Source organism: Haloprofundus salinisoli, assembly GCF_020097815.1.
GTDB lineage: Archaea > Halobacteriota > Halobacteria > Halobacteriales > Haloferacaceae > Haloprofundus > Haloprofundus salinisoli.
In genome coordinates this window covers 2,897,349-2,916,815 of sequence record NZ_CP083663.1, presented here as the reverse complement: position 1 = coordinate 2,916,815, position 19,467 = coordinate 2,897,349, and the positions used below count along the sequence as shown (strand labels likewise).

18 protein-coding genes are annotated in these 19,467 nt (G+C 66.0%); 12 read left to right on the top strand and 6 right to left on the bottom strand.

Annotated elements, in window-relative coordinates; translation table 11 throughout:
- The first annotated feature begins 33 nt into the window (after window positions 1-33).
- A complete protein-coding gene (locus LAQ73_RS15290; RefSeq protein ID WP_224269119.1) occupies window positions 34-3,321 on the top strand; it encodes an oligosaccharyl transferase, archaeosortase A system-associated in 3,288 nt (1,095 codons plus the stop codon).
- Between the two features lie 4 nt (window positions 3,322-3,325).
- Window positions 3,326-4,309, top strand: coding sequence for a DUF368 domain-containing protein (locus LAQ73_RS15285; RefSeq protein ID WP_224269118.1), 984 nt, complete (start codon window positions 3,326-3,328; stop codon window positions 4,307-4,309).
- A gap of 58 nt (window positions 4,310-4,367) precedes the next feature.
- On the opposite strand, the gene LAQ73_RS15280 is transcribed toward LAQ73_RS15285, so the two are convergent.
- Both LAQ73_RS15280 and LAQ73_RS15275 read right to left on the bottom strand, forming a co-directional pair.
- Entirely contained in the window at window positions 4,368-4,922 is a 555-nt protein-coding gene (locus LAQ73_RS15280) for a class I SAM-dependent methyltransferase (protein ID WP_224269117.1), read from the bottom strand.
- Window positions 4,923-5,081: 159 nt separating this feature from the next.
- Window positions 5,082-5,402 (bottom strand): EthD family reductase, encoded by a 321-nt coding sequence (locus LAQ73_RS15275; RefSeq protein WP_224269116.1) that lies wholly within the window; start codon window positions 5,400-5,402, stop codon window positions 5,082-5,084.
- A 138-nt stretch (window positions 5,403-5,540) separates the two neighbouring features.
- Between LAQ73_RS15275 and LAQ73_RS15270 the strand changes: the two genes are divergently transcribed.
- Both LAQ73_RS15270 and cutA read left to right on the top strand, forming a co-directional pair.
- Window positions 5,541-5,732, top strand: coding sequence for an HEWD family protein (locus tag LAQ73_RS15270; protein WP_224269115.1), 192 nt, complete (start codon window positions 5,541-5,543; stop codon window positions 5,730-5,732).
- Window positions 5,733-5,753: 21 nt separating this feature from the next.
- On the top strand, window positions 5,754-6,065 hold the full coding sequence (cutA, locus tag LAQ73_RS15265) for a divalent-cation tolerance protein CutA (protein WP_224269114.1): 312 nt from the start codon (window positions 5,754-5,756) through the stop codon (window positions 6,063-6,065).
- 16 nt (window positions 6,066-6,081) lie between these two features.
- Here cutA and LAQ73_RS15260 read toward each other — a convergent pair whose 3' ends face one another.
- Entirely contained in the window at window positions 6,082-6,747 is a 666-nt protein-coding gene (locus tag LAQ73_RS15260) for a phosphoglycolate phosphatase (protein WP_224269113.1), read from the bottom strand.
- Window positions 6,748-6,874: 127 nt separating this feature from the next.
- Here LAQ73_RS15260 and dhaK point away from each other — a divergent pair, with 127 nt between their 5' ends.
- The 4 genes from dhaK (at window position 6,875) to LAQ73_RS15240 (ending at window position 10,155) form a co-directional block, all read left to right on the top strand.
- The gene (dhaK, locus tag LAQ73_RS15255) at window positions 6,875-7,876 is read left to right on the top strand and encodes a dihydroxyacetone kinase subunit DhaK (RefSeq protein WP_224269112.1); all 1,002 of its coding nucleotides are present in this window, start codon (window positions 6,875-6,877) and stop codon (window positions 7,874-7,876) included.
- A gap of 204 nt (window positions 7,877-8,080) precedes the next feature.
- Window positions 8,081-8,824: a dihydroxyacetone kinase subunit DhaL gene (dhaL, locus tag LAQ73_RS15250; RefSeq protein ID WP_224269111.1), complete on the top strand. Its 744-nt coding sequence runs from the start codon at window positions 8,081-8,083 to the stop codon at window positions 8,822-8,824.
- Window positions 8,825-9,217, top strand: coding sequence for a dihydroxyacetone kinase phosphoryl donor subunit DhaM (gene dhaM / locus LAQ73_RS15245; protein WP_224269110.1), 393 nt, complete (start codon window positions 8,825-8,827; stop codon window positions 9,215-9,217).
- A 260-nt stretch (window positions 9,218-9,477) separates the two neighbouring features.
- Complete coding sequence (locus LAQ73_RS15240) at window positions 9,478-10,155, top strand: helix-turn-helix domain-containing protein (protein WP_224269109.1); 678 nt, start codon at window positions 9,478-9,480, stop codon at window positions 10,153-10,155.
- Window positions 10,156-10,277: 122 nt separating this feature from the next.
- Here LAQ73_RS15240 and LAQ73_RS15235 read toward each other — a convergent pair whose 3' ends face one another.
- Entirely contained in the window at window positions 10,278-11,345 is a 1,068-nt protein-coding gene (locus LAQ73_RS15235; RefSeq protein ID WP_224270775.1) for a DUF7973 family transport facilitator, read from the bottom strand.
- A gap of 57 nt (window positions 11,346-11,402) precedes the next feature.
- Window positions 11,403-12,941 carry a glycerol kinase GlpK gene (gene glpK, locus LAQ73_RS15230; protein ID WP_224269108.1) on the bottom strand — a complete coding sequence of 513 codons (1,539 nt, stop codon included), beginning with the start codon at window positions 12,939-12,941 and terminating at the stop codon, window positions 11,403-11,405.
- Between the two features lie 287 nt (window positions 12,942-13,228).
- Between glpK and glpA the strand changes: the two genes are divergently transcribed.
- From glpA to LAQ73_RS15210, 4 genes are all read left to right on the top strand, one after another.
- On the top strand, window positions 13,229-14,986 hold the full coding sequence (glpA, locus tag LAQ73_RS15225; protein ID WP_224269107.1) for an anaerobic glycerol-3-phosphate dehydrogenase subunit GlpA: 1,758 nt from the start codon (window positions 13,229-13,231) through the stop codon (window positions 14,984-14,986).
- Window positions 14,986-16,260, top strand: a complete 1,275-nt coding sequence (glpB, locus tag LAQ73_RS15220; protein ID WP_224269106.1) for a glycerol-3-phosphate dehydrogenase subunit GlpB — start codon at window positions 14,986-14,988, stop codon at window positions 16,258-16,260. The genes glpA and glpB overlap by 1 nt, the downstream gene beginning before the upstream one ends.
- Window positions 16,261-16,264: 4 nt before the next feature.
- Window positions 16,265-17,572, top strand: coding sequence for an anaerobic glycerol-3-phosphate dehydrogenase subunit C (locus tag LAQ73_RS15215; RefSeq protein WP_224269105.1), 1,308 nt, complete (start codon window positions 16,265-16,267; stop codon window positions 17,570-17,572).
- Between the two features lie 108 nt (window positions 17,573-17,680).
- Window positions 17,681-18,928: an FAD-dependent oxidoreductase gene (locus LAQ73_RS15210; RefSeq protein WP_224269104.1), complete on the top strand. Its 1,248-nt coding sequence runs from the start codon at window positions 17,681-17,683 to the stop codon at window positions 18,926-18,928.
- 17 nt (window positions 18,929-18,945) lie between these two features.
- Here LAQ73_RS15210 and LAQ73_RS15205 read toward each other — a convergent pair whose 3' ends face one another.
- Window positions 18,946-19,449: an SHOCT domain-containing protein gene (locus tag LAQ73_RS15205; RefSeq protein ID WP_224269103.1), complete on the bottom strand. Its 504-nt coding sequence runs from the start codon at window positions 19,447-19,449 to the stop codon at window positions 18,946-18,948.
- Window positions 19,450-19,467: the final 18 nt, after the last annotated feature.

Genomic DNA, 19,467 nt, shown 5'->3' with positions numbered 1-19,467 from the left:
GGCTTATGCGGGTTTTCCAAGTCCTTTCGGCCAATGAGTCATCGAACAGAGAGCGTCGAGGAGACAGAGGACTCCTACCTCGAGCGCCTCGAAGACTGGTACCACGTCCCCGCCCTCCTGGGAGTGGTCGCCGTCATGCTCTACATCCGGTTACAGGGCTACGGCAACTACTTCGCCGAGGACGGTACCGTCGTCTTCTCCGGAAACGACGCCTGGTACCACCTCCGTGAAGTCGAATACACCGTCCGACACTGGCCCTTCACCATGCCGTTCGATCCGTGGACCTACTTCCCCTACGGCACCTACCAGGGGCAGTTCGGGACGCTGTACGACCAGATCGTCGCGACCGCCGCCCTGATTCTCGGTCTCGGCAGTCCCAGCGACCAACTCGTCGCCCAGACGCTGCTCGTCGCGCCCGCCGTCTTCGGCGCGTTGACCGCGATTCCGGTGTACTACATCGGTAAGCGCCTCGGCGGTCGGTTCGCCGGACTGTTCGGCGCGGTCATCTTGATGCTGCTGCCGGGGTCGTTCCTCCAGCGCTCGCTCGTCGGCGTCTCCGACCACAACGGCGTCGAACCGTTGTTCATGGCCATCGCCGTTCTGGCATTTATGGTCGCCTTCGCCGTCGGCGAGCGCGAGAAACCCATCTGGGAGCTCGTCGACGACCGCGACCGCGACGCCCTCCGCTCGCCGCTGAAGTGGTCCGCGCTCGCCGGTGTCGCCCTCGCGCTCTACATGTGGGTCTGGCCGCCGGGCGTCCTCCTCGTGGGCGTCGTCGGCACCTTCCTCGTCCTGAAGATGGTGAGCGACGTCGTCAACGGCGAGTCGCCCGAACCGATCGCCTTCGTCGGCGCGGTGTCGATGGGCGTCACGGCCCTCCTGATGGCGATTCGTATCGACACCTTCCAGTTCAGCGCGACGCAGTACTCGCTCATCCAGCCGGTGCTCGCGCTCGCCGTCGGCGCGGGCTGCGTGTTCCTCGCGTGGCTGGCCCGCGAGTGGGAGGCGCGCGACCTCTCGGTCTCTCTGTACCCCGTCGCGGTCGGCGGCGCGATCGCCGTCTCGCTCGGCCTCATGGCCGTCGTCATCCCCGACGCGTTCCACCAACTGACGAACAACTTCAACCGGATTCTGGGCTTCAGCGCCGGGGCGCGAACCCGGACCATCAGCGAGGCGCAGCCGTTTCTCGACCCGAACACGCTCGCGCAGTTCGGGACGACGGCGACGATGCAACTGCTCAGCGAGTACGGCCTCGCCATCTTCACCGGCGTCGCCGCGGCGACGTGGATGCTCGCGAAACCGCTGCTCCGCGGCGGCGACGTGCGCAAAGTCGGCTACGTCGCCGGCTCGGTCGCCGTCGTCGGCCTGCTGTACCTGATTCCGGCGGTTCCGCGAACGATCGGCGGTGCGCTCGGTATCGACCACGCGCTCTTCGGACTCCTCGTCGTCTTCGGCCTCATCGTCGGCGCGGCGCTGCTGACGAGTTACAGAGCCGAACACCTGCTCGTCGTCGTCTGGGCCGCGTTCATGACCGCGGCGGCGTTCACGCAACTGCGGTTCAACTACTACCTCGCGCTCGTCGTCGTCGCGATGAACGCGTATCTCCTCGGCGAGGTACTCCGCTACCTCGGGCTTCGGAAATCCGTCGCCCGCGTCGCCGACGACATCGAGGGCTATCAGGTGCTCGTCGTGGCGACGGTCATCATGCTCGTCCTCACGCCGGTGCTTCTCGTCCCGCTCGGCGGGAGCCAATCGCCCCAGACGGCGACGGCGCAGCAGATCGGTGCCGCCAACGCCCCCGGCGCGTACACCCAGTGGGACGGCAGCCTCGATTGGATGGCGAACAACACGCCGGAGGAAGGCAACTACGGCGGCGCGGGTAACGCCGACGAGTTCGGCTACTACGAGCGCTTCGGCCAACCCGCCGACGGCGACTACGACTACCCCGAGGGAACTTACGGCGTCATGTCGTGGTGGGACTACGGGCACTGGATAACGATGGGGAGCGAGCGGATTCCGAACGCGAACCCGTTCCAGCAGGGTGCGACCTCCGCGGCGAACTTCCTGCTCGCGCCGAGCGAACAGCAGTCCGAGGAAGTCCTCGCGCGCGAGAGCACCGAGGGCAATCAGACGCGCTACGTGATGGTCGACTGGCAGATGGTGACGCCGGGCGAGAAGTTCGGCGCGCCGACCGTCTTCTACGACGAAGAGGAGAACCTCTCGCAGTCGGACTTCTACCAGCGCATCTACGCCGAAGGGTTCCGCGGGAGCTTCTTCCTGAAGAACCAGCGCTACTACGACAGCACGATGGTCCGGCTGTACGAGTATCACGGCAGCGCGATGGACCCGCAGCCGTTTGTCGTCGACTGGGAGCCGACGCCAGCCGTGAACCAGCAGACCGGCGAGGAAGTCAGCGTCCCGACACCCGTCGGCGAGGGTGAGAACGCGACGCTCTTGCGGACGTTCGACAACATGAGCGCCGCCCGCGACTTCGTCGAGGAGGACGGCACCGCCCAGGTCGGCGGCGTCGGTCCGTACCCCGAAGAGCGCGTCGAGGCGCTGGAGCACTACCGCCTCGTGAAGGTCAGCGAGTCGTCGGCGACGCAGTCGCGGTCGTATTTCAGTCAACTGCTCAGCACCGGTCAGATTACGGGACTGAACGCGCAGTTCCTGACGCAGACGCCGCCGCAGTGGGTGAAGACGTTCGAGCGCGTCCCCGGCGCGACGGTCGAGGGCAGCGGCGCACCCGCCAACAGCGAAGTCCGCGCGATCGTCCAGATGCGGATGGAGACGACCGGCCAGACGTTCACCTACGTCCAGTACGCCGAGACGGACGCCAACGGCAACTTCGAGTTCACGCTGCCGTACTCGACGACCGGCTACGACGAGACGGGCGACGAGTACACGAACGTCAGCGTCCGCGCGACGGGCCCGTACTACGTCAGCACGCAGGCGACCGAGAACGAGTCGGGCGATTCGGTCGTCTACGACGGCACGGTCAACGTCTCCGACGCGAAAGTCGTCGGTGAGGACGACAGCGCCGCGACGGTCGAACTGTCCGAGTCGCCCGTCGAAGACGGCGGCAACGACTCGGGTAACGAGACGGTTGGAAACGAGACGCTCGACAACGCCACCGGCGAGAACCCGTTCGGCAACGAGAGCGTCGAGGGCGACTCCGGCAACGAGACCGGCAACTCGTCGAACGGGTCGACCGACGGCAACGACTCCGACAACAGCACGTCGCTCGTCGCCCCCGACGCGACGACCGCTCGCGGCGCGTCGACCGCACTGGTGACCGCTCCGGCGACGGTGTGGGGCTAACTCGATGGCCGACGGAGAGACGATTTCGGACGTGAACACGGTGTCGGGCGGCCTTCGCGGGTGGCTCGGCATCTACCTCAGAGGCGTCTGTATGGGTGCCGCCGACGCGGTGCCCGGCGTCTCCGGCGGCACTATCGCGCTCATCACCGGCATCTACGAGCGACTCATCGACGCGGTGACGGCCATCGACGTCGACAACGTGCTCCGCGTACTCGGCGGCGTCACCGGCGACAGCAGCGACGCGTTCGCCTCGCTGCGGGAGATGGACACCGTGTTTCTGGTGACGCTCGGCCTCGGCATCATGACGGCCATCGTCACCATCACGGGCCTCGTCGAAGTCGCCGTCGAGACCGTTCCGGCCCCGACGTTCGGGTTCTTCTTCGGTCTCATCGCGGCGTCGGCGCTCGTGCTCATCACCGAGGTGTCTGTCGATACGCCCGGTCGTGTCGCCGCTTCGGTCGCCGGGTTCGCTCTCGCGTTCATCGTCTCCGGCGAGGCGCAGTCGGCGCTCGGGCACAGTCCCGCCGTGACGTTCGTCGCCGGAGCCATCGCCATCAGCGCGATGATTCTCCCCGGCGTCTCGGGGTCGCTGCTGCTGCTCATCCTCGGGCAGTACTTCTACATGACCGGCACGCTCTCGACGTTCCGAGACGGCGTGTTCGGCCTCCTCGACGGCGGTACCCTCGACGCCCTCGTCGGTCCGTTCGTCACTATCGTCACGTTCTGTTCGGGCGCGCTCATCGGCCTGTTCACCGTCGCCCACGTCGTCGACTGGGCGCTCGAACACTACCGCGAGGCGACGTTCGCGTTCCTCATCGCGCTCATCTTCGGCGCGCTCCGCGCGCCCGTCTCGCAACTGTCGACAAGTCTCGCCGAACACGGCGGGTCGTGGACGACGGACGTCCTCGTCGCGTTCGCCGTCGCGGCGCTGGTCGGTGGTGCGCTCGTCGTCGCCGTTGACCGCTACGCGGGAATCGACCTCGACTGAAAGAACTGGGATTTTTTCGCTACTCTCGGGTCACAACGGCGTGACCGAGACGGGCGACTCAAACGGACGCGACGCAGAGGAACGTCTCCGTGCGCGACTCGGCGCGGTCGACGGAGAAGCCTGCATTTTCGAGCGCCGAAGCCGCCTCGCCGACGCTGTAGCGCTCGTCCGTCGGCGGCCCCGCGGTGCCTGCGCCGGTCGCAGTCCAGTCGACGACGACAAATCGCCCGCCGGGTCGGAGCACCCGAGAGAGTTCTGCCAGCGACGCCTCGCCCGCGAACTCGTGGTACGTCATCGTCGAGAACGCCGCGTCGAGCGCGCCGTCGTCGAACGGCAGCGACGCCACGTCGGCGACGACGGTCTCGACCGTCTCGGGGAACCCCTTCTCGCGGTAGATGTCGTGCATCGCCTCCTGGACGTCGACGGCGTAGAGGTGGCCGACGTGCGGGGCCACGTCGTCGGTGTAGAACCCGGTGCCGCTGCCGAGGTCCGCGACGGTCATCTCAGGGTGGGGACGGAGCACCGCGAGCAGCTCCTCGGCCGAGAGGTGGCGGTAGCGACTCTCGTCCTCCAAGGCGTCAGCGCGGTCGATATCGAAGGTGTGGAAACCCATGGCACTCGTTCGTCTGGCGGCGTAAGGAAAGTATCGGGCGCGGCGGTGTCTCCGACCTTCGGGCCGAGTAGCGTCGCGGTCGGTACGTCGGAGGGTGTTCAGTTAGAAGTCGTTAGTCGGAGGGTGTTCAGTTAGAAGTCGTAGTCGGAGGGCGTTCGGCTAGAGGTCGTCGAGCTGTATCGTCTCGTCGAGGACGAGTCGAGGTCCCGCGCCGGTCTCTAAGAACTGTTCGGCGTCCGCGAGGGTTCGCTCGCCCGCCTCTGAGTCGAAAGCGGCCGCCATCGCCTCGCTGTCCTCGAAGTACAGTTCGAGCACGCCGTCGTACTCGGTGCGTTCGGGGTCTTTCGGTACCGAGGTGACGTACTTCTGGAGCCCCGGCATCTCCCTGGCGATAGGGCTGTGTTCGTTCAACCAGTAGTCGACGAACTCCTCGTGGGACATCCCGTCGCGGCGCACCAGCAGTTCTACCAGTTTAATCATACAGGACCCACTCGGAGCGGCGACTTGCCTCTATCGGTCGGGTCGGCGCGTCGAACAGTCGCGCCGTCGAGTCGTTCGAGACGAACGCTTGTCGAAGACGGGAGTACGTTTAACTCGTTCGGCGCGCTCTCGAGAGGTATGAGCAGTGGTGTCCGACTCCGCCGACCGACAGAGAGAACCTGCGAGCGCTGTGGCCGTCGCGAGGCGTGGAGCGACGACAGCGAGTCGTGGCGCGTCGCCGTCGACGACGCCGACGAGCCGCAGACCGGCAGCGTCCACTGTATCCACGAGTGGGATATCAACGGCAACTTCCTCCCCATCGAGGGATAACCGACGGTCTCCACCGTTTTCATGCCCACCGCTTACATCACCGCCCCCGAGAGCGACGCGGCGACGCTCGCGCGGACGCTCGTCGACGATCGACTGGCCGCCTGCGTGAACCAACTCTCCTGCGCCTCGACGTACCGCTGGGAGGGCGAAGTCGTCGACGAAGACGAAGTCGTGCTGCTGGCGAAGACGACCGACGACGCCTACGACGACCTCCGCGACCGGGTGCTCGAACTCCATCCCCACGAGACGCCCTGTATCGAGCGTTTCGACGAGGACGACGTACTCGACTCGTTCGCCGCGTGGCGCGCGGGTGCGGTCGGATCCGAGGAGTAGCGGCGTCGACGGCTCGCTACCGAAGCGACTCCAGCACCGAGAGCGTCCCGTCGCTGTAGCTCTCTTCGAGAACTACGCCGGCGGCCGCGCGCGCCCGGTCGTCGGCGTTGGCGACGGCGTAAGACTCGTCGACCAACTCGAACGTCGAGACGTCGTTCTCGCTGTCGCCGACGGCGACGAACGTCGTCGGATCCAACGAAAGCGTCTCACAGACCGCCTCCAGTCCCTTGCCTTTCGAAACGCCCGGCGACTTCACGTGATAGGCGTAGCCGGTGTCGACGACCTCCATCCCGTACTCGTCGGCGACGGTCCTCAGCAGTTCCTCGTCGGCGTCGATGTTGACCGCGATCTCCGTCTCGCGCCAGCGGTTCGCCGTGTCCGCTCTCCCCCACCCGAGGTCGCCGCCGCGGGCGACGAACTCGTCGGCGACGGCGCTGGCGCTCTCGCGGTCGCCGGTGAACGTCACTTCGTCGGCCGCGTAGACGACGCCGCCGTTCTCGGCGACGACGGTCTCGGGGATGCCGATGAAGTGACAGAGCGCGACCGGGTAGGGAAACGACTTCCCGGTGGCGAGGACCACGGGGGCGTCCCAGTTTCGGAGTACGTCGAATATTCGTGGGTCGACGGAGCCGTCGCCGCGCGTGAGCGTCCCGTCGATGTCGAGCGCGAGGGGGCGAGACATGCGGGGAGTTCGTCTCCGAAGCCGTAAATCCCGTTCCATCGGCGCGCCCGGTGGTCGCACCGAGGCGTGAGTGGCCCCGGAGGCCAGGAAAGCTTTTGCCCGAATTACACCATTGATACCACGAGTCATGAAGAAACTCATCAACGACCCGGCGGATTACGTAGACGAGATGCTCGAAGGGATGGTTGCGGCCCACCCCGACCGACTCCGACGCCTCGACGGGACGAAAGTGCTCGTCCGCGCGGACGCGCCGGTCGACGGCAAGGTCGGCGTCGTCTCCGGCGGCGGCAGCGGTCACGAACCGGCGCACGCGGGATATATCGGCGACGGAATGCTCGACGGGGCGGCGGCGGGCGAGGTGTTCACCTCGCCGACGGCCGACCAACTGGAGGAGATGGTCCGCGCTTGCGACGCCGGCGAAGGCGTACTCTGCGTCGTCAAGAACTACGAGGGCGACGTGATGAACTTCGAGACGGCCGGCGAGATGGCCGAGATGGAGGACGCCGAGGTGGTGCAGGTCGTCGTCGACGACGACGTCGCCGTCGAGGACTCGCTGTACACGAGCGGCCGCCGCGGCGTCTGCGGCACCATCCTCGTGCACAAGATCGCCGGTGCGAAAGCCGCCGCCGGCGGCGACCTGGAGGAGGTTCGGACGGTCGCCGAGAAGGTCGTCGACAACGTCGGGACGATGGGGATGGCGCTCACCTCCTGTATCACACCCGAGAAGGGCGAACCGACGTTCGAACTCGGCGAGGACGAGATCGAACTCGGCATCGGCATCCACGGCGAACCAGGCGTCGAGAGAACCGACGTGATGAGCGCCGACGAGGTCGCCGACCGCCTCACCGAGCAGGTGCTCGACGACATCGAAATCGAGGACGGCGACGAGGTCGCCACTATCGTCAACGGGATGGGCGGCACGCCGCTGTCGGAACTGTACATCGTCAACCGCCGCCTGCAGCAGATTCTCGACGACCGCGGCGTCGAGACGTGGGACGCGTGGGTCGGCGACTACATGACCTCGCTGGACATGATGGGCTGTTCGGTCACCGTGCTCCGCCTGGACGACGAACTGAAGGAACTGCTCGGCGCACCCGCCGACACGCCGGCGCTCAAGCGCACGGACTGAGCGCGCGCCATCCGACTGTTTTTGAGCGATGAGGCGACCAGACCGCCCGTGACCTGACGAACCGCCGCGCGACGCTTCGCGAGAGTACGACACCGTGTCGCGCGGAATCGGCTATCGGTCGTGTCGTCTGTACGCCATCAATCGCGTCTACCGAGCGACGCCGTTGACGCAAACACTTTGCGCCGCAGCGTTGTTCTACCAGACATGGCAGACGCTGAAACTCAGCGGGAGGCGATTCTGGCGGCCGTCGAGAACGTCGCCGACCGCATCGCCGAGGAGAAGTCGCATCTGACGGATCTCGACTCGGCCATCGGTGACGCCGACCACGGAGCGAACATGAATCGGGGCTTTCAGGCCGTCGTCGAGGCCGTCGAGAGCGACGACGTCGACGAGATGAGCCCCGACGACCTCGTCAAGTTGGTGGGCAAAACCATCATCTCGAACGTCGGCGGCGCGGCGGGGCCGTTGTACGGCGGGTCGACGATGCTCGCCAGCAAGGAGCTCGAAGGCGGTATCACCGCCGAGACGAGCGTCGCGTTCGCGGAGGCGTATCTCCAGAAAGTACAGGACCGCGGGAAAGCCGAAATCGGTGCGAAGACCATGGTCGACGCGCTCGTCCCGGCGGTCCACACCTACAAGAAATCCATCGAACAGGACGACCTCCCGCCGCTGACCGCGCTCTCGAAGGCGGTTGACGCCTGCGAACGCGGCGTCCGCTACACCGTCCCGCTTCGGGCGCGAAAAGGTCGGGCGTCGTACCTCGACTGGCGGTCGGTCGGCCACCAGGACCCCGGCGCGACGAGTACGCTGTTCATCTTAGAGGAACTGCTCGAAACCGCCGAGGAGCATCTCGACGGCGAGGTGGTTCGAGACGCCCGGTCGCCGGACGTCCCGGACGAATCGCCCGAAGAGGCCGCGGACGAACCGCTCGACGAGGAGGGCGAGTAGATGGTCGGACTGGTCGTCGTCTCTCACAGCGAGAAGGCCGCGGAGGGTATCTGCGAGATCGCCGGACAGATGGGAGGCGGCGACGCGCGCATCGAACCCGCCGGCGGCGGGCCCGACGGCGACATCGGGACGAGCGTCGACCGCATCGAGGAAGCCATCGCCGACGCCGACGATGGCGACGGCGACGGCGTGGTCGTCCTCGTCGACCTCGGGAGCGCGGTGATGAACGCCGAAGTAGCGATGGAGATGAGCGACTCGAACGTCCGTATCGCCGACGCGCCGATTCTGGAGGGCGCGCTCAACGCCGCCGTCGAGGCGAGCGGGTCGAAGGCGACCCTCGATTCGGTCGTCGAGTCCGCCGAGGAAGCCCGCGACTACCGGAAACTGAACTGAGCGGAACCGAAATCGCCGGTCTCTCGGGGGGACACATCCGAGAAAGGAGATATCTCGAACGTCGAGTTCGGTGAGCCGGACCGCGAACTGACCAACGACGTCGTCGCCCCGACGATAATTCCGGCCAAGCGCATCAGCGTTAGTGTATGTCTTCGACAGTCACAAAACTGCTTATCTCGCTACCCGTGGACGTTTATTCGAAGGAAGTCAGGATTTCGGGCACTGTGAGGAACCCGACACGACTCAGAGAATTTACGGTTATGACAACGATCGCAGAACTACGTACGCCGGCCGAACAGTTCGCTCTCGAGACGCTCTTCGAGCGCTACTCGAACGTCACTATCGACGTTCTTCGGACTGCAGCGCACGGACAGGAGACCCCAGCGTCGCTCCTGTGGTTCAACAACGACGGGTCGGCGGACGTCGAGTCGGTTCTCGACGTCGACTCGTCGGTTGAAGCCGCGACGCTTCTGGCGGAGTCGAACGGGAAGTGGCTCTACCAACTCACGTGGGCATCGTCGGTCCGAGACACCCTCGAGACGCTGCTCGGGGATGCGACGCTACTCGGTGCGTCCGCGGAGAACGGACGCTGGCAGTTCCGTGTGCTGTTTCCCCGACACGAGCAACTCACGACGGCACACGACCGTTGGGAGTCGAACGACCTGCGGATCACCGTCGAACGAATCACCGAACTCGACGAGACGTTCGGAGACAGCGAATTCGCACTCACCGACGAGCAGAAGGAGGCATTCGTCATCGCCCACCGGCGCGGCTACTTCAAGGTCCCCAGAGACGTGACGCTCACGGAACTCGCCGACGAGATCGGAATCACGCAACAGGCGCTCTCGGAACGACTCCGCAGAGCCCACAACTCTTTAGCCGAAAGTACGCTTCACCTCACCGAACTCACCGAGGACGAAGTCGAACCGCTCGGGTGACGACGGAAACCGAACAGTTCGGCGTGTCCGGCCGCCGAGCGGACAGCGACGCCTCGGACGCAGTCAGCGGTCTTTCGAGACGGGAGTGAGCGACTACCTCGCGACGAGAAGAGATAGTCCGTTTAGAGCCCGAGCGTCGGCACGTACGACGAGTCGGGCAGGATGCCCACGATCGCGAGCAGCGCGATGACCAGCGACCCGAAGACGATAGCCGCCGCCGGCGGGTCCCAGTGGGTGTCGCCGTGGGCGTAGAAGACGCGCTGGAACGCCTCGCCGAACAGCCCCGAGATGAGGCCGAAGAACGCGCCGGCGAGCAGTCCGACCGTCGTCGCACCGGTCGGGTCGCCGCCGACGGCGGCGACCGCACCCGCGCTCCCGATGAGCGTGATGTGGTGCGTGACCGGTATCTGTTCGACGCCGCAGTTGAGGAAGACCAGCGTCGCCGCGCTGATACCGAACCCGAGGAACACGAGTCCGGTTTCGAGTGCGATGAACGCGCCGAGCAGACCGCCGAAGATGCTGAGCGTGACGACGTTCACCCACTTGTACTGGTGGGGGAGCCACGGTTCGACCGCAAAGCGGGATTTGGTCACGGTCCCTCCGTCCGTCTGCGGCTGGTCCACCCCGCCGTCGACGGCGGCTTCACCGCCGCCCGCGCGCATCTCTTCGCGTTCGAACGGCGACATGTCGAGCAGGCTGCCCCCGCGGACGTCGCCGATGAGCGAGTACCCGAAGGCGAGTCGGTGGATGAGCGCCGAGACGACGACGCCCATGGCGATGGAGTCCCACGGGAGCAGGAAGACGTTCGACACCTGGGTGATCCAGTAGCCGACGACGCCGAACACCGCGCCTACGAGGAGCACGTCGGGCTTCGTCCCCTGCGCGAAGGCGATGTTCTTCGCCTCGTGGTAGTCGAAACCGGTGTCCATGTAGCCCTGCTTCGCGGCGTACGCCGCCGCGGCGGCACCGCCGGCGAAACTGACGGCCGGCGAGAACGGCGGTCCGAAGGCGATTGCCCCGGTGATGGCGGCCGCCTCGGGGTCGACGTACTCCGCGACCTGTCCGGCGATGACCATGAAGCCGGTGAAGATGAACGCCGGGAGCGCCCCGAGCGCTGCGCCGAACGCACCGCCGGCGAGCGCCGCCAGAATCATCACCGGGTCGACGAAGACGCCGAATCCGGTCTGCATCACCGGCACGAAGCCGGAGAGGCCGACCGCAGTCAGGGGTCCGAGTTTCAGCATCGGTCACTCACTCCCGTCGCGCGCCCAGTCGAGCGAGCGCTTGACCGCCTCTTGCCAGCGTTCGTGGCGTCCCTCGACGTTCTTTCCGTCCTCGGCCTCGAACTCGCGGTCGACCTGCCAGTTGGCGCGGAGTTCGTCGACCGTCTCCCAGTAGCCGACCGCGAGACCTGCGGCGTACGCGGAACCGAGCGCCGTCGTCTCGTCGACCTGCGGGCGGACGATGGTCGTGCCGACGATGTTCGCCTGCAGTTGGCAGAGGAAGTTGTTCTTCACCGCGCCGCCGTCAACGCGGAGGTCCGTCATCTCGATACCGGAGTCGGCCTCCATCGCGTCGGCGACGTCGCGTGTCTGGAAGGCGATGGATTCGAGCGCCGCGCGGACGATGTGCTCGCGGCGCGTCCCGCGGGTCATCCCGACGATGGTCCCGCGGGCGCGGCCGTCCCAGTGCGGCGCGCCCAGTCCCGTGAACGCCGGCACGAAGTAGACGCCGTCCGTCGAGTCGACGCTTCGGGCGAGCGTCTCGCTCTCGGAGGCGTTCGAGATGAGCGTCATGTCTTCGAGCCACTCGATGGCCGCGCCGGTGACGAAGATCGCCCCTTCGAGGGCGTACTGCACCGGTTCGCCCGAGCGTTGGAAACCGACGGTCGTGAGCAGGCCGTGTTCGCTCTCGACGGCTTCCTCGCCGGTGTTCATCAGCATGAACGACCCCGTGCCGTAGGTGTTTTTCGCGTCACCCTCGTCGAAGCAGGTCTGGCCGAACAGCGCCGCCTGCTGGTCGCCGAAGGCGGCCGCGACGGGCACTTCGCTACCGAGGAAGCCCTCCGAGTCAGTCGTCCCGTAGTAGTCGTCGTCGGAGGAGGGGCGAACCTCCGGAAGCATCGCCATCGGGACGCCGAACTCCTCGCAGAGCTCCTCGTCCCACTCCATCTCGTGGATATCGAACAGCATCGTCCGCGACGCGTTCGTCACGTCGGTGATGTGGTTCCCCGTCAGTTTGTAGATGAGCCACGTGTCGATGGTGCCGAACAGTACTTCGCCGTCTTCGGCGCGTTCGCGGACGTCGGCGGGTCGCGCCCGCTGCATCTTCATCGGGTCGGCGTTGTCGAGGAGCCACTCGGCCTTCGTCGCCGAGAAGTACGCGTCGGCTTCCAACCCCGTCTTGCCGCGAATCCACTCGACTTTGTCCTCTGCTTCCAGCTGTTCGACGCGGTCGGTCGTTCGACGGTCCTGCCAGACGATGGCGTTGTGGACCGGCGTCCCGGAGTCGGCGTCCCACAGCAGCGTCGTCTCGCGCTGGTTCGTGATGCCGATGGCCTCCAGCTGGTCGGCCGTCAGGTCCTCCTCCTCGAGCGCCGACGTAATCACCGACTGCGTTTTCTCCCAAATCTCGGTCGGGTCGTGTTCGACCCATCCCGGTTCGGGATAGATCTGTTCGTGTTTTTCGTACGCACTGGTGACGACGCGTCCGCTATGGTCGAAGACCATAAAGCGCGTTCCCGTCGTCCCTTGGTCGATAGCGCCAACGTATGTCTCTGTTGTCATTGGTAGTTTCTCCCTCGTGTGTCGGAGCTAGTCCCGCGTGCTACGATGACGTGCTAGCGCCCCACACCACAATGAAAAACCGTGTATGAAGATGATAAGCGTTGCTCACTTTCGCACGCCGTGTAGCCCTCAATGGCTCCAATATCGGCAATCACGGGCGATGTTCGTTTCGGTAACTGAGAACGGAGGCGAAAGATACGTCCGGCCGCGAACCTGTCACCTAAACCGACAGTTCGGTCACAGGGAGGTAGAGTGAAGTCTCCGCGAACCCTCGTCTCGGTGAACCAATGACGGACTCACCCCACGTGCTCGTCGTCGGGGGCGGGTCGACCGGAACCGGCATCGCGCGCGACCTCGCGATGCGCGGCCTCGGCGTGACCCTCGTCGAACGTGGCAACCTCACCCACGGCACCACCGGCCGTATGCACGGCCTCTTGCACAGCGGCGGTCGGTACGCCGTCTCCGATCAGCCCAGCGCCAAGGAGTGCATCGAGGAGAACCGCGTCCTCCGCGACATCGCCGCTCACTGCGTCGAGATGACCGGCGGGCTGTTCGTCCAGAAACCCGACGACCCCGACGACTACTTCCAAGAAAAGCTCGACGGCTGTCGAGAGTGCGGCATCCCCGCCGAAGAACTCACCGCCGACGAAGCCAGAGAAATCGAACCGTACCTCGCCAAAGACGTCGAGCGCGCCATCAAAGTCCCCGACGGCGCTATCGACCCGTTCCGGCTCTGCGTCGCCAACGCCGCCAGCGCCCAAGAGTACGGCGCACGCATCGAAACCCACGCCGAAGTCGTAGACGTCCTCGTCGAAGGCGGCGAAGTCGTCGGCGTCGAGGTCGAACACGACTCCGGACCCGGCAAGCGCGTCCACCGAACGCCGGGGTCGACAGAGAAAATCCGCGCCGACTACGTAGTCAATGCTTCGGGCGCGTGGGCGGGCCAAATCGGCGAGATGGCCGGTGTCGAGGTTGCAGTACGCCCCTCGAAGGGCGTCATGACCATCATGAACACCCGACAGGTCGACACCGTCGTCAACCGCTGCCGACCGAAAGGCGACGCCGACATCATCGTCCCCCACGAGACGACCGTGATTCTGGGCACTACCGACGAGGAGGTCGAGGACCCCGACGACTACCCCGAAGAACAGTGGGAGGTCGACCTCATGATCGACACGCTCTCGGAACTCGTGCCGATTCTCAAAAAGGCGCGGACGATTCGCTCGTTCTGGGGTGTCCGCCCGCTGTACGAACCGCCGGGCACTGGAACCGTCGACCCGACCGACATTACGCGCGACTTCTTCCTGTTGGACCACGAGGAGCGCGACGACCTGCCGGGGATGACCAGCATCGTCGGCGGGAAGTTCACGACGTATCGGATGATGGCCGAGAAAATCTCCGACCACGTCTGCGCGCAGTTCGGTATCACGGCTACCTGCCGGACAGCCGACGAGCCGCTTCCGGGCAGCGAGGATTTCTCGGTCCTCCGCGATTACATGGACGAGTTCGGGCTTCGCTCGCCAATCGGCCGCCAGAGCGTCCAGCGGCTCGGCTCGCGCGCCGACGAAGTGCTCAAGACCGGCGAGCCGAACCCGGTCGTCTGCGACTGCGAGGCGGTCACTCGCGCCGAGATTCAGGACGGAATCAGCCAGTCGGGGTCCGACCTCAACGCCCTCCGCATCCGCACTCGGGCGTCGATGGGCAACTGTCAGGGCGGCTTCTGCTGTCACCGCATGGCCGCCGAACTCTCACCCGAGTACGACGAACCCACCGCGCGCGAGGCGCTCGACGAACTGTTCCAGGAGCGCTGGAAGGGCGAGCGACACGCGCTGTGGGGCGAGCAACTCTCGCAAGCGATGCTGAACTACGCGCTCCACGCGACGACGATGAACCTCGACGGCGACCCGGCGGCGATGGACGAAGCACTCGACTTCGCCGCCTTCGACGGCGGGGCGGGCGTCGGTGCGGGCGAGGGAGAGTCCGGACAGTCGGGGGCGACCGCGGCGGACGGGGGTACTCGGAAGCACGAGCGAGGTGAGCGCTGATGCCCATTCGAGAAGACGTGGTCGTCGTCGGCGGCGGTCTCGCCGGGTCGATGGCCGCCCTATCGGCTGCAGAGACCGACGCGAGCGTTCGACTCGTCTCCTACAAGAAGAGCACGCTCCGCTTTGCGAGCGGGCTCATCGACGTGCTCGGCTATCCGAACGGCGACGGTCCCGTCTCCAATCCGTACGCCGCACTCGGGTCGCTTCCCGACGACCACCCGTACTCGCTCGTCGGCGAGCAGGCGATACGCGACGGCCTCGCGCTGTTCGACGAGGTGACCGGGGACCGCTATCGCGGCGGTCACACCGACGCGAACGCGCTCGTGCCCACCTACGGCGGGACGGTCAAACCGACCGCGCGCTACCCCGAAGCGTCGGCGGCGGGACTCGCCAGCGACGACCGGCCGATGCTCGTCGTCGGCCTCCGCTCGCGAACCGAGTTCGACGCCCGCCTCGTCGCCGACCACCTCTCGGCGGCGGGCGTCCCCTTCGACGTTCACGGGGCGGAACTCTCGTTCCCGCGGGAGTTCCGAGCGGACGCCAAGATAACACGATACGCGAAGGCGCTGGACAAAGACGAGGAGGTACGCTTCGGAGGCCGCTCCGTCGGCACGCGCGAGGCGCTCGCCGAGACAGTGAAACCGCGTCTGAAGGGCGCAGAACGCGTCGGCTTTCCCTCGATGCTCGGCGACGAACACGCTTCCGAGGTGCGCGAAGAGCTCGAATCGCAGTTGGGTGCGGAGGTGTTCGAGATTCCGATGGGGCCGCCGAGTCTCCCCGGCCTGCGCCTCGAAGACGCGCTGTTCTCGGCGCTCGACGACGCCGGCGTCCGAATCAGTACCGGAAACCCCGTCGTCGACTACGAGACCGACGGCGACGAGTTGCAGGCCGTGTACGTCGACCGAAAGCGGACGCGGGTACCCTATCACGCCGACGAGTTCGTGCTTGCGACCGGCGGCCTCGTCGGGAAGGGTATCGACTCCGACCGCGAGCGCGTCCGAGAATCGATATTCGGCTGTCACGTCCCGCACTCGTCGGACCGCTACGACTGGTTCGACGAGGAGGCCTTCGGCGAGCACCCGTTTGCGAAGTTCGGCGTCGTCGTCGACGACCGGATGCGCGTCTTAGACGCCGACGATGCGCCGCAGTTTTCGAACTTGCGGGCGGCGGGTGCAGTCGTCGGCGGCGCTGATTCGACGGCCGAAAAATCCAGTAGCGGTGTCTCCCTCGCAACCGGCGTCGTCGCCGGGCGGGGCGCAGCAGCGAGTATCTAAACCCATGAGCGACGCAGAACAACCAGCAGACGAGAGCAACCCGAACGTGGCACAGGACGACTTCGAACCCGTACAGGTGTTTCCCGAAGCCGACGAGATGGACCTCCGCCCCGGCGCGGACAACTGTTACAAGTGTACGACCTGCGACTCGACGTGTCCGGTCGCCGAGGTCGACGACGAGTTCCCCGGCCCCAAATTCCAGGGCCCCGAGCAGTGGCGACTGAAGCGCAAGGGCGACGAGGACATCGACGCGTCGGTGATGAACTGCTCGAACTGCATGCGCTGCGACAACGCGTGTCCATCGTCGGTGCCGCTGAGCCAGATGCACAACACCGCACGAGGCGAGTTCGTTGACGAGCAGATGGAGAAACTCTCGCGCGAGTACATTCGCAACCGTATCCTGTCGAACTACCGCACGATGGCCGAACTCGGCAGCAAAGTCCCGCGGCTGACGAACTTCGTGATGGGTCTCGGCGTCACCAAACTGTTCAACGAGAAAGTCCTCGGCATCACGTCCGAGCGGGAGTTTCCCGAGTTCGCCACCCAAACCTTCCGCGAGTGGTGGGACGAGCGAGGTGGCCCGCAGGTTCGCTCCGAGGACAAACGCGTGGCGTACTTCCACGGCTGTTACTCGAACTACAACACGCCCGAAGTCGGGAAGGCGATGGTCCGGGTGTTCGAGTCGTTCGGTTACGAGGTCGTCGTGCCCAAGCAGCGCTGTTCCGGCACGCCGATGTTCGCCAACGGGATGCTCGACGACGCCAAACGCGCCGCTGGCATCAACGTCGAGAACTTCTCGGGGCTCATCGCCGACGGCTACGACGTCATCGCCTCCTGCACGTCGTGTTCGATGTCGCTGAAGCAAGAGTACCCCGAGCTGTTCGATTTAGAGGGTATCGAGGACGTCTCGGCGCACACCTACGAGGCGATGGAGTATCTCCGCATCCACGAGGACTTGCAGGGTGCGCTCGCCGACAGCGAGGTGTCCGAGCAGGCGTTCGCTTATCACGCGCCGTGTCACGCCCGAAATCAGGGTCTCGACAGACAGGCGGTGGAGCTGTTCCGCGACGTAGAGGGCGTCACTATCGAGGACGTCGGCTCCTCCTGCTCGGGTATCTCCGGGACGTACGGCTGGAAGGAAGAGAAGTACGAGAATTCGATGAAGATCGGCGAAGAGATGTTCGAACACATGCACCACGCGTCAGGGAACGTGGGGATGACCGAGTGCCCGACGTGTTCGATGCAGATGGAACACGGCACCGGCTACGAGATTCGACATCCCCTGCAACTGCTCGAAGAGGCGGTCGTCTGATAACCTGAAACGGGTTTTCGACAGACGGCGACGACCCACGCAGGGCTTTTCCTCGTCGGGGCCTAACCCTCGAACGGAGATTGTGGGCGGGTAATTCGCCCGACGACTATGAGTATCCAAACCGAAGTTCTCGTCATCGGCGGTGGAGCAACGGGTGCGGGAATCGCGCGCGATCTCGCCATGCGCGGTCTCGACGTGGTCGTCGCCGAGCGCGGCGGCCTCGCCAGCGGAACCTCCGGGCGGTCGCACGGCCTGCTGCACAGCGGCGCGCGCTACGCACCGGCCGACGAACTCGGCGCGGAGGAGTGCATCCGCGAGAACCGCATCCTCCGCGACATCGCGGGTCACTGCATCCGCGACACGGGCGGGTTCTTCGTCCAACTACCGGAGGACGACCCCGAGTTCTTCGACGAGAAACTGGCCGCCTGCGAGGGGATCGGCATCGAAGTCGAGGTGCTCGAGGACGAGACGGCCCGGGCGGAGGTGCCGGGACTCGCTCCCGACGCGGAGCGGGTGATGAAGGTGCCCGACGGCGTCGTCTACCCGTCGCGTCTCGTCGCCGCCAACGCGGCGAGCGCGACCGACCACGGCGCGGAGATACTGACACACGCCCCGGTGACGGACATCCGCGTCGAGGACGGACGGGCGACGGGCGCGACGCTCGGCGGTGATGTCGACGAAGACGTGGAGGCGGAGTACGTCGTCAACGCGGCGGGAACCTGGGCCGGCGAGTGCGCGGCGCTCGCGGGCGTCGGCCTGGAGATGCGTCCGACGAAGGGCGTGATGGTCTCGGTCGACTATCCGGGGCTCGGGCCGGTACTCAACCGCTGTCGACCCCCGGCAGACGGCGACATCATCGTGCCGCACGAGACGCAGGCGGTGTTGGGGACGACGAGCATCGAGGTCGGCGACCCCGACGAGTTCGACGAGGAGCACTGGGAGGTCCAGAAGATGGTGGAGGAGTGCGCGAAAATGCTCCCGGACGTGGCGACAAGCGAGATTCTCCGCACGTGGTGGGGCGTCCGCCCGCTGTACGCGCCCGACGAGGCCGACCGCGAGACGATGGACGGCGGCGAGGGCGACGCCCGCGGCATCTCGCGCGGGTTCTTCCTGCTCGACCACGACGCGGAGGGCGCCGAGAACTTCGCGAGCATCGTCGGCGGAAAACTGACCACCTACCGGATGATGGCCGAAGCGACCGCCGACCACGTCTGCGAGGCGTTCGGCGTCGACGAACCGTGTCGGACCGCAGAGGAGAACCTCCCGGGAGTCGACGACGAACGGAGGTTAGACGAGTTCGTCGCCGAGTACGACGCTCGGTCGCCGACCGACGAGGACGTGCTGACGGCGGACTGAGACGCAGCGGTCGCGTCTCAGTTCCGCTCTCGAAGCGTACGCTTCGAGGCCGCGTTTTCGCCGTCGCTTCCGCGGCGGGTGATTTCGTCGGCGTTCAGCAACGTATCCAACCGACGCTCGAACTCCTCGTCGGAGAGCTCTCCGGCCGCGTACTTGCGCTTTAGAATCTCCGACGGGTCAGTGTCGTCGGCGCGCTTAGCCGCCATCGTCGACGGTGGGCCCGCCCGACCGTACCTCTCCGGCGACTCGATATTACCGATGAGCGAGAGGTACACCGGCCAGAGCGTCAGTATCGTCAGCAACGCGGCGACGACGCCGACGCCCGCCGCGAGCACTCCCGTGAGGAACCAGACGAAGCCAAAGGAAGCCAGTCCGAAGACTGCGAGCAGGAACGCGCCACCGGAGAGCGTACCCGTCACCGACGCGAGGAGAAGGCGGCCGAGCATCCCGTCGGGCGTGTAGTGTTCGACGAGGCGGTGCGACTGACGGAGGGTCGACTGTTCGGGCGGGTCGCCAACCATACAGCGAGATAACAGATA

Excerpts from the sequence above, each read along its gene's own strand:
- glpK (WP_224269108.1), bottom strand. The coding sequence starts at position 12,941 with ATGACAACAGAGACATACGTTGGCGCTATCGACCAAGGGACGACGGGA.
- LAQ73_RS15290 (WP_224269119.1), top strand. The coding sequence starts at position 34 with ATGAGTCATCGAACAGAGAGCGTCGAGGAGACAGAGGACTCCTACCTC.
- glpB (WP_224269106.1), top strand. The coding sequence starts at position 14,986 with ATGCCCATTCGAGAAGACGTGGTCGTCGTCGGCGGCGGTCTCGCCGGG.
- LAQ73_RS15215 (WP_224269105.1), top strand. The coding sequence starts at position 16,265 with ATGAGCGACGCAGAACAACCAGCAGACGAGAGCAACCCGAACGTGGCA.
- dhaK (WP_224269112.1), top strand. The coding sequence starts at position 6,875 with ATGAAGAAACTCATCAACGACCCGGCGGATTACGTAGACGAGATGCTC.
- LAQ73_RS15205 (WP_224269103.1), bottom strand. The coding sequence starts at position 19,449 with ATGGTTGGCGACCCGCCCGAACAGTCGACCCTCCGTCAGTCGCACCGC.
- LAQ73_RS15235 (WP_224270775.1), bottom strand. The coding sequence starts at position 11,345 with ATGCAGACCGGATTCGGCGTCTTCGTCGACCCGGTGATGATTCTGGCG.
- LAQ73_RS15270 (WP_224269115.1), top strand. The coding sequence starts at position 5,541 with ATGAGCAGTGGTGTCCGACTCCGCCGACCGACAGAGAGAACCTGCGAG.
- LAQ73_RS15240 (WP_224269109.1), top strand. The coding sequence starts at position 9,478 with ATGACAACGATCGCAGAACTACGTACGCCGGCCGAACAGTTCGCTCTC.
- LAQ73_RS15260 (WP_224269113.1), bottom strand. The coding sequence starts at position 6,747 with ATGTCTCGCCCCCTCGCGCTCGACATCGACGGGACGCTCACGCGCGGC.
- cutA (WP_224269114.1), top strand. The coding sequence starts at position 5,754 with ATGCCCACCGCTTACATCACCGCCCCCGAGAGCGACGCGGCGACGCTC.
- LAQ73_RS15210 (WP_224269104.1), top strand. The coding sequence starts at position 17,681 with ATGAGTATCCAAACCGAAGTTCTCGTCATCGGCGGTGGAGCAACGGGT.
- LAQ73_RS15285 (WP_224269118.1), top strand. The coding sequence starts at position 3,326 with ATGGCCGACGGAGAGACGATTTCGGACGTGAACACGGTGTCGGGCGGC.
- dhaM (WP_224269110.1), top strand. The coding sequence starts at position 8,825 with ATGGTCGGACTGGTCGTCGTCTCTCACAGCGAGAAGGCCGCGGAGGGT.
- LAQ73_RS15275 (WP_224269116.1), bottom strand. The coding sequence starts at position 5,402 with ATGATTAAACTGGTAGAACTGCTGGTGCGCCGCGACGGGATGTCCCAC.
- glpA (WP_224269107.1), top strand. The coding sequence starts at position 13,229 with ATGACGGACTCACCCCACGTGCTCGTCGTCGGGGGCGGGTCGACCGGA.
- LAQ73_RS15280 (WP_224269117.1), bottom strand. The coding sequence starts at position 4,922 with ATGGGTTTCCACACCTTCGATATCGACCGCGCTGACGCCTTGGAGGAC.
- dhaL (WP_224269111.1), top strand. The coding sequence starts at position 8,081 with ATGGCAGACGCTGAAACTCAGCGGGAGGCGATTCTGGCGGCCGTCGAG.